The sequence below is a fragment of the Aurantimonas sp. genome (assembly GCF_964217435.1).
GTDB classification, from domain to species: Bacteria; Pseudomonadota; Alphaproteobacteria; order Rhizobiales; family Rhizobiaceae; genus Aurantimonas; species Aurantimonas coralicida.
Genome location: NZ_CAXPJM010000020.1, coordinates 178,876 through 186,479, shown reverse-complemented (window position 1 = coordinate 186,479; position 7,604 = coordinate 178,876). Strand labels below are relative to the sequence as shown.

7 protein-coding genes are annotated in these 7,604 nt (G+C 67.8%); 6 read left to right on the top strand and 1 reads right to left on the bottom strand.

Annotation, left to right across the window (positions count from 1 at the left end):
• The first annotated feature begins 42 nt into the window (after positions 1–42).
• The 5 genes from ACEQX1_RS09250 to ACEQX1_RS09230 all read left to right on the top strand — a co-directional run bounded on the left by ACEQX1_RS09250 (position 43) and on the right by ACEQX1_RS09230 (position 3,987).
• On the top strand, positions 43–744 hold the full coding sequence (locus ACEQX1_RS09250; RefSeq protein WP_009211076.1) for a response regulator transcription factor: 702 nt from the start codon (positions 43–45) through the stop codon (positions 742–744).
• Positions 745–763: 19 nt separating this feature from the next.
• On the top strand, positions 764–2,587 hold the full coding sequence (locus ACEQX1_RS09245; protein WP_370192462.1) for a stimulus-sensing domain-containing protein: 1,824 nt from the start codon (positions 764–766) through the stop codon (positions 2,585–2,587).
• Complete coding sequence (locus ACEQX1_RS09240) at positions 2,584–3,042, top strand: HPr kinase/phosphorylase (protein WP_370192460.1); 459 nt, start codon at positions 2,584–2,586, stop codon at positions 3,040–3,042. The genes ACEQX1_RS09245 and ACEQX1_RS09240 overlap by 4 nt, the downstream gene beginning before the upstream one ends.
• A 187-nt stretch (positions 3,043–3,229) precedes the next feature.
• Positions 3,230–3,631: a PTS sugar transporter subunit IIA gene (locus tag ACEQX1_RS09235; protein ID WP_009211079.1), complete on the top strand. Its 402-nt coding sequence runs from the start codon at positions 3,230–3,232 to the stop codon at positions 3,629–3,631.
• 68 nt (positions 3,632–3,699) lie between these two features.
• Positions 3,700–3,987, top strand: a complete 288-nt coding sequence (locus ACEQX1_RS09230) for an HPr family phosphocarrier protein (RefSeq protein WP_370192458.1) — start codon at positions 3,700–3,702, stop codon at positions 3,985–3,987.
• 21 nt (positions 3,988–4,008) lie between these two features.
• Here the strand turns inward: ACEQX1_RS09230 and ACEQX1_RS09225 are convergent, their stop codons facing one another.
• Positions 4,009–5,832, bottom strand: coding sequence for a hypothetical protein (locus tag ACEQX1_RS09225; RefSeq protein WP_370192456.1), 1,824 nt, complete (start codon positions 5,830–5,832; stop codon positions 4,009–4,011).
• A gap of 201 nt (positions 5,833–6,033) precedes the next feature.
• On the opposite strand from ACEQX1_RS09225, the gene ahcY reads away from it, so the two are divergent.
• Positions 6,034–7,434: an adenosylhomocysteinase gene (ahcY, locus tag ACEQX1_RS09220; RefSeq protein ID WP_024349467.1), complete on the top strand. Its 1,401-nt coding sequence runs from the start codon at positions 6,034–6,036 to the stop codon at positions 7,432–7,434.
• Positions 7,435–7,604 lie beyond the last annotated feature (170 nt).

The window sequence follows — 7,604 nt, the reverse complement described above, 5'->3', positions numbered from 1 at the left end:
CACGCACGTCGCGGCGAGGGACGGAAACTGGAGAAGATCGCAATGCCAACCATCGCCCTTGTCGACGACGACAGGAACATTCTCGCGTCGGTCTCGATCGCGCTGGAGAATGAGGGCTACCGGGTCGAGACCTACACCGACGGCGCGTCCGCGCTGGAGGGCCTGCAGTCCCGACCGCCGAATCTCGCCATCTTCGACATCAAGATGCCGCGCATGGACGGGATGGAGCTGCTGCGGCGCCTGCGCCAGAAATCCGACATCCCGGTCATCTTCCTCACCTCCAAGGACGAGGAAATTGACGAATTGTTCGGCCTTAAGATGGGCGCCGACGATTATATCCGCAAACCGTTCTCGCAGCGCCTGCTGGTCGAGCGGGTGCGGGCGATCCTGCGGCGCGGCGCGCCGCGCGAGGCAGCCAAGCCCGGCGGCCCGGTGCCCGAATCCTCGCTGGAGCGGGGCCAGCTCGTGATGGACCAGGAACGCCACACCTGCACCTGGACCGGCCATCCGGTGACGCTGACGGTCACCGAATTCCTGATCCTGCACTCCCTCGCCCAGCGGCCCGGCGTGGTGAAGAGCCGCGACGCCCTGATGGACGCGGCCTATGACGAGCAGGTCTATGTCGACGACCGCACCATCGACAGCCACATCAAGCGGTTGCGCAAGAAGTTCAAGGCGATCGACGACGACTTCGACATGATCGAGACCCTCTACGGGGTCGGCTACCGCTTCCGGGAAGCGTGAGCGGGCCCTAGAAAGGTCGATGGTGTCCATCAGCGAAACAGAAGCCGGCGATGGCGGTTCGGAGCGGCGCAACCGACGGCGGCGCGAGGCGATCGTGCGCGGCCGCCTGCGCCGGCTGCCGTTCATCCGCCGGGTGCTCTACCGCACGCGCTGGCTGCTCGGGCACACGATCTTCTCGTCGCTGACGCGGCGCATCGTCTTCCTCAATCTCGTCGCGCTGATCGTCCTCGTCTCGGGCATCCTGTATCTCAACCAGTTCCGCGCCGGGCTGATCGACGCGCGGGTGGAGAGCCTCCTGACCCAGGGCGAGATCATCGCCAGCGCCATCGCCTCGTCGGCGACGGTGGAGACCAACTCGATCACCCTCGATCCCGAGCGTCTCCTGGAGCTCCAGGCCGGCGACACGCTGGCGCCGAGTGCGGATTCCACCGACAGCCTCGACTTTCCGATCAATCCGGAGCGGGTCGCCCCGCTGCTCAGACGACTGATCTCGCCGACCCGCACCCGGGCGCGCCTCTACGACCGCGACGCCAATCTCATCCTCGATTCCCGGCATCTGTACTCGCGCGGGCAGATCCTGCGCTACGAGCTGCCGCCGGTCGCGGTGGACGAGGAGCCGGGCTTCGGCGAAATGCTGGCCGACTGGTTCCAGCAATTGTTCCAGCGCCGCGACCTGCCGGTCTATCGCGAGACGCCGGGCGGCTCGGGTGCCGCCTATCCGGAGGTGATGAACGCGCTGACCGGCGGCCCGGCCACGGTGGTGCGGGCGACCGAGGGCGGCGAGTTGATCGTCTCCGTTGCCGTGCCGATCCAGCGCTTCCGGGCGGTGCTCGGCGTTCTCATGCTGTCCACCCAGGGCGGCGACATCGACAAGATCGTGCAGGCCGAGCGGACCGCCATCGTGCGGACCTTCGCCGTCGCCTCGCTGGTGACCATCGTCCTGTCGATCCTGCTCGCCTCGACCATCGCGACGCCGCTGCGGCGCCTGTCGGCAGCCGCGATCCGGGTGCGACGCGGCGTCAACGAACGCACCGCGATCCCCGATTTCGGCGACCGTGCCGACGAGGTCGGCAATCTGGCCACCGCGCTTCGCGACATGACCAATTCGCTCTATGCCCGGATGGACGCGATCGAGACCTTCGCCGCCGATGTCAGTCACGAGCTCAAGAATCCGCTGACCTCGCTGCGCAGCGCCGTCGAGACGCTGCCGCTGGCCCGCACCGACGCCTCGCGCGAACGCCTGTTGGACATCATCCAGCACGATGTGCGCCGGCTCGACCGGCTGATCACCGACATTTCGGACGCCTCGCGCCTCGATGCGGAGCTGGCCCGCCAGATCGCCAGCAAGGTCGACCTCGCCCAACTCCTGCGCGCCGTGGTGGAGGGTGCCCGCAGCCAGTCCAAGCCCGACCGGCAGGTCTCGATCACATTCGACAAGCAGGCGCTGCCCGGCTCGATCAAGGACGGCTACGTGGTCACCGGCCACGATCTGCGGCTGAGCCAGGTCTTTACCAACCTGATCGAGAACGCCCGCTCCTTCGTGCCCGAAGCCAACGGCCGCATCGACGTCCTCCTGCGCCGTCGCAACAGCCGCGTCGTCATCGTGGTCGAGGACAACGGTCCCGGCATCCAGGCCGAGATCATCGACCGGATCTTCGAGCGCTTCTACACGGACCGGCCCTCGGCCGAGGCCTTCGGCCAGAATTCGGGCCTCGGCCTGTCGATCAGCCGGCAGATCGTCGAAGCCCATGGCGGCACGATCCGGGCGGAGAACATCGCCGACAGCGACGCGCCGAACGGCGTTGCGGGCGCGCGGTTCATCGTGTCCTTCCCGGCCGAATGAGCGAGCCGGCCAATCTCCACGGCTGCGCGATCCGGATCGGCGATCTCGGCATTCTGATCCGCGGCCCGGCGCGCAGCGGCAAGTCCTCCCTGGCGCTGTCGACGTTGCGCCGCTGCACGGCGCTGAACCTCGAAGCCCTGCTGGTGGCCGACGACCGCGTGGTGGTCGCCCAAGATGGCGGCAACGCCATCTCGATGTCGGCACCGGCGGCGCTGGCCGGACTGATCGAGGTCTCCGGCATCGGCATCCTGCGGGAGCCTTTCGCAGCCTCCGCCCGCCTCGGCCTCGTCGTCGATCTGGTCGATGCGGTCGGCATCGAACGGTTGCCGGAGCCCCGGACGGCGGAGATTCTCGGGCGGGTGATCCGGCGGGTGGAACTGCCCGCACGCGAGGCCGGCTTCGGCGCCGACATCCTTGCCTCGCTGGTGCTTTCACCGCCCGTCAACGACGTCTGAGACAATGGTGACCGGCAAGTACGCAGCGCGTGATCATTTAACTTGCGTATCCGCCGAAGGATGGCGAGGATGCGCGCCCGTGGAGGTCGGCTTTGCCGCATCTCCCGCAGCAGATATGCGGCCGAACGGCCCAGCAGTTCAGGGAGGCCGCCGCGATGCCGGGCCAGACTAGCGTGAGGGACGGCGTATGATCGGTCTGGTACTCGTGACCCATGGCCGGCTTGCCGATGAATTCCGTCACGCGGTCGAGCATGTGGTCGGCCCGCAGGACGCGTTCGAGACGATCTCGATCGGCCCCGAGGACGACATGGAGCAGCGACGCGTCGATATCGTCGAGGCCGTCGCCCGGGCGGAACGCGGCGCCGGCGTGATCATTCTCACCGACATGTTCGGTGGCACGCCCTCCAACCTCGCCATCTCCGTCATGGACGGCAATCGCGTCGACGTCCTGGCCGGCGTCAACCTGCCGATGCTGATCAAGCTGGCCAGCGTGCGCGAGGAAAAACCGCTGGCGGTCGCCCTCGTCGAGGCGCAGGAAGCCGGCCGCAAATACATCAACGTCGCCAGCCGGGTGCTGAGCGGCAAGTGAGCACCAATGCCGGCACTCCGAGCGATATTAATTGCCCCGCCCCGGCCGATGCCGGCAGGCCCAGCCCGATGACCCGGCCCGACAGCCCGCCGCCCCGCACCCTGACCATCGTCAACAAGCGCGGCCTGCATGCCCGCGCCTCGGCGCGCTTCGTGCAGACGGCCGAGGTGTTCGATGCCGAGCTGACGATCTCGCGCGACGGCATGACCGTCGGCGGCCAGTCGATCATGGGGCTGATGATGCTGGCCGCCAGCAAGGGCACGACCATCGAGGTCGCCGCCACCGGCAATGACGCGGACGCCGCGCTCGATGCGATCGAGAGCCTCGTTGCCAACCGTTTCGGCGAGGACAGCTAGCCGGGCTTGCCCAGCGCCCGCTCAGTCGGCCGGCGGCACTGCGTTGCCGGGCTCGCTTGCGGCTGCGTCTTCCTCTCGGGTGTCCGGCGTCGGTACGGTGCTCGTGCCCTCTTCGCCCGTGCTGCCTTCTTCAGCGTCTTCGTTTCCGGCCTGACCCGCTTCCGGGGGAGCAGCAGGCATGTCCGCGCCCTCCGTCGCGGTCGCCTCGTCGCCGTCCGGTTCCGGCTCGGCGCCCGCGGCATCCGGCGCCTCGGCAATCAGCAGCTTCCACAGATCGGCGGTGGCGGCCTTGGCCCGCTCCATCGGCAGGATGAAGCGGCCGCTATTCACCGCAGCCACGAGATCGTCGCGCAGGCCCGCGGCGATGCGGTCGCCGCCGGCCGCGGCGATGGTCGCCCAGCCATAGGCCCGCATGCCGTTGCGCGGCGTCTCGATGCCTTCGTAATAGCCGAAGGCCAGCCGCCGGATCGCCGCCCAGTCGCGCTGGCCGAAGGCGGCGACTTCCGCCGCGTGACGGGCTTCGCCGGCGGGCGTCCTGCGCCAGCGCAACTGCGCATCGTCCTCGGCGGCGGCCACCTCTTCCGGGCTGAGACGCCCCTGGACTGCCGCGAGACTGTCGTCGGCGATGGCGATCCCGTCAGCCCGCGCCAGCAGCAGTGCCACATAGGCACCGCGCAGACCGTCCTGCGGGATCGCAACGCGCGGGTTCAGCGCCAGCGCACGGGCCAGGAGCCCGATGGCCGCCCGGTTGTCCTTTTCCACCGCCGGCAGGAGGATCGTCACCGCCCGCACGATGTCCTGCGGCACGCCACGGCCGGCGATCAGGGCGTCAGCCGTCGTCAGCACCGCGGCAAGGTCCGCATCGGGTCCCGACACGAGGGTATCGGGATCGAGGAGCGCGATGGCCGGCGCCGGCCCGGCGGCAACCGACGGTGCGAGCGCCACGATCTCGGCGGCGCCCACCGGCGCATTGCCGGTCAGGCGGGCGAGATCGAAGGGTGCGGCGGGCTCCAGCCTGAGGCTCAGCCGGTCCGGCTTTGCCAGGAACGCCTGGACGCTTGCCGACCACTCGCGGGCCATGGCCTGCAATCGCGGATCGGGCGCGCCCGGCATGTCGGCAAACACCGCCGCGACGCCGATGCCGGCCATCATGCCGGCTGTGCCGCGGGCCTGATCGGCGGTCATGCCCTGCATCGCGCCGACGACATGGTAGAGCGCCTCCACCAGCCCGGCGTCGGTAAAGCTCGCCTCGGCCGATTGCAGGCGGCCTGCCAGCACCGGATCGTCGCTTCCCACGCCCTCCTCGAACTCGTCCAGCGGCAGTAGGATGTGGAAGCCGCGAAGGTCGGCGGACAGGTCGAGGGTTCCCACGCCATCGATCGCGACCGACGCCTGCAGGTCGTAGTCGGCAGCCGCGACGTCGGTGCGGCCGGCCACGACGACGTCGCCGGTCAGGACCTCCCGGTCGAGCTGCTGCAGGACGGCCCGCACGGGCGGATCGAGGGGCAAGGCGCGTGTGTCGACGGCGACGGATTCATAGACCGCCTGTTCGGCAGACAGGCGCATCTGGCCGATCTCCGCGGTGAAATCGTCACGGCGGATCTTCAGACCCGTCACGATCAGCGCCTGTGTCACATCGTCGTAACGGCGCGCGTCGTAGGTGATCTCCGCGACACCGCGGCCCGCATAGAGGGCGAGGTCGAACAGATAGGGCGAATAGGGCAGCGCGAACTCGAACAGGCTGCCCGCAAGCGCCCCCTCGCTGCCGCCGGCCGCCTCGGCGGGGCCGTTCGCCACAAGGAGCCCGCACAGGCCCGCAGCCAGCATGCCAGACCTCAGGCCCATCACCGTCTCCTCCTCCCGCGCATTGCCGCGGCAGGCTATCCCCAAAACCGGCGCGGGCAAAGCGCGGCGCATCCAATCAAGACATAAGCAAATGTTTATGTCCCCTTGTCCGAAAGGCGCAAGACTGGTAGATCGCTGCCAATGCGACCGGGGGAAACCCCAGCCGACCACCCGATTTCCCACCGTACGAATGGATTGCACATGGCCAACGCACAGGATTACGTCGTCAAGGATATCTCCCTCGCCGCCTACGGCCGCAAGGAACTCGACATCGCCGAGACCGAGATGCCGGGCCTGATGGCCTGCCGCGAGGAGTTCGGCAACGACAAGCCGCTCAAGGGCGCGCGCATCACCGGCTCGCTCCACATGACGATCCAGACCGCCGTCCTCATCGAGACGCTGCGCGATCTCGGCGCCGACCTGCGCTGGGCTTCCTGCAACATCTTCTCGACCCAGGACCATGCCGCCGCGGCGATTGCCGAGGCCGGCATCCCGGTCTTCGCCATCAAGGGCGAGAGCCTCGAGGAATACTGGACCTACACCGACGCCATCTTCCAGTGGCCGGACGGTGAGCCGTCCAACATGATCCTCGACGATGGCGGCGACGCCACGATGTACATCCTGCTCGGCGCCCGCGCCGAAGCCGGCGAGGACGTGCTGTCCAACCCGGGCAACGAGGAGGAGCAGATCCTCTTCGCGCAGATCAAGAAGCGCATGGCCGCCACCCCGGGCTTCTTCACCAAGCAGCGCGACGCCATCAAGGGCGTGACCGAAGAGACCACGACGGGCGTCAACCGCCTGTACCAACTGCAGAAGAAGGGCCTGCTGCCCTTCCCGGCGATCAACGTCAACGACTCGGTCACCAAGTCGAAGTTCGACAACAAGTATGGCTGCAAGGAATCGCTGGTCGACGGCATCCGTCGCGCCACCGACGTGATGATGGCCGGCAAGGTCGCCGTCGTCTGCGGTTACGGTGACGTCGGCAAGGGCTCGGCGGCCTCGCTGCAGGGCGCCGGCGCCCGCGTGAAGGTCACGGAAGTCGACCCGATCTGCGCGCTGCAGGCCGCCATGGACGGCTTCGAGGTCGTGCAGCTCGAGGACGTCGTCTCCAGCGCCGACATCTTTATCACGACGACCGGCAACAAGGACGTCATCCGCATCGAGCACATGCGCGAGATGAAGGACATGGCGATCGTCGGCAATATCGGCCACTTCGACAACGAGATTCAGATCGACGCGCTGAAGAATCTCAAGTGGACGAACATCAAGCCGCAGGTCGACATGATCGAGTTCGCCAAGGGCAACCGCATGCTGCTGCTGTCGGAAGGCCGTCTGCTGAACCTCGGCAACGCCACCGGACACCCGTCCTTCGTGATGTCGGCGTCGTTCACCAACCAGGTGCTGGCGCAGATCGAGCTGTTCACCAAGGGCGAGAAGTACGGCAACGAGGTCTATGTCCTGCCGAAGCATCTCGACGAGCGTGTTGCCCGTCTGCATCTCGCCAAGCTTGGCGCAAGGCTGAGCGAGCTGTCCGCCGAGCAGGCCTCCTACATCGGCGTGGAACAGCAGGGCCCATACAAGCCCGAGCATTACCGCTACTGATCCCACCCGGACACCGGGCCCGAATCAGATGAACCGCCGGGGCGCAAGCCGTCCCGGCGGTTTTTTCTTTTCCGCCGGCCGCGTTGTTGTGGATTGCGCAGGATTCCGCAGTGGCTACTATGTCCGAATCGCGGCTGCCGGTGGGTGGACCGGTCGCTGCGTCAGCGTTT

What these genes read in the sequence shown, in the direction of transcription:
- ACEQX1_RS09250 (WP_009211076.1), top strand. Translation starts at nt 43, where the DNA reads ATGCCAACCATCGCCCTTGTCGACGACGACAGGAACATTCTCGCGTCG.
- ACEQX1_RS09245 (WP_370192462.1), top strand. Translation starts at nt 764, where the DNA reads ATGGTGTCCATCAGCGAAACAGAAGCCGGCGATGGCGGTTCGGAGCGG.
- ACEQX1_RS09240 (WP_370192460.1), top strand. Translation starts at nt 2,584, where the DNA reads ATGAGCGAGCCGGCCAATCTCCACGGCTGCGCGATCCGGATCGGCGAT.
- ACEQX1_RS09235 (WP_009211079.1), top strand. Translation starts at nt 3,230, where the DNA reads ATGATCGGTCTGGTACTCGTGACCCATGGCCGGCTTGCCGATGAATTC.
- ACEQX1_RS09230 (WP_370192458.1), top strand. Translation starts at nt 3,700, where the DNA reads ATGACCCGGCCCGACAGCCCGCCGCCCCGCACCCTGACCATCGTCAAC.
- ACEQX1_RS09225 (WP_370192456.1), bottom strand. Translation starts at nt 5,832, where the DNA reads ATGGGCCTGAGGTCTGGCATGCTGGCTGCGGGCCTGTGCGGGCTCCTT.
- ahcY (WP_024349467.1), top strand. Translation starts at nt 6,034, where the DNA reads ATGGCCAACGCACAGGATTACGTCGTCAAGGATATCTCCCTCGCCGCC.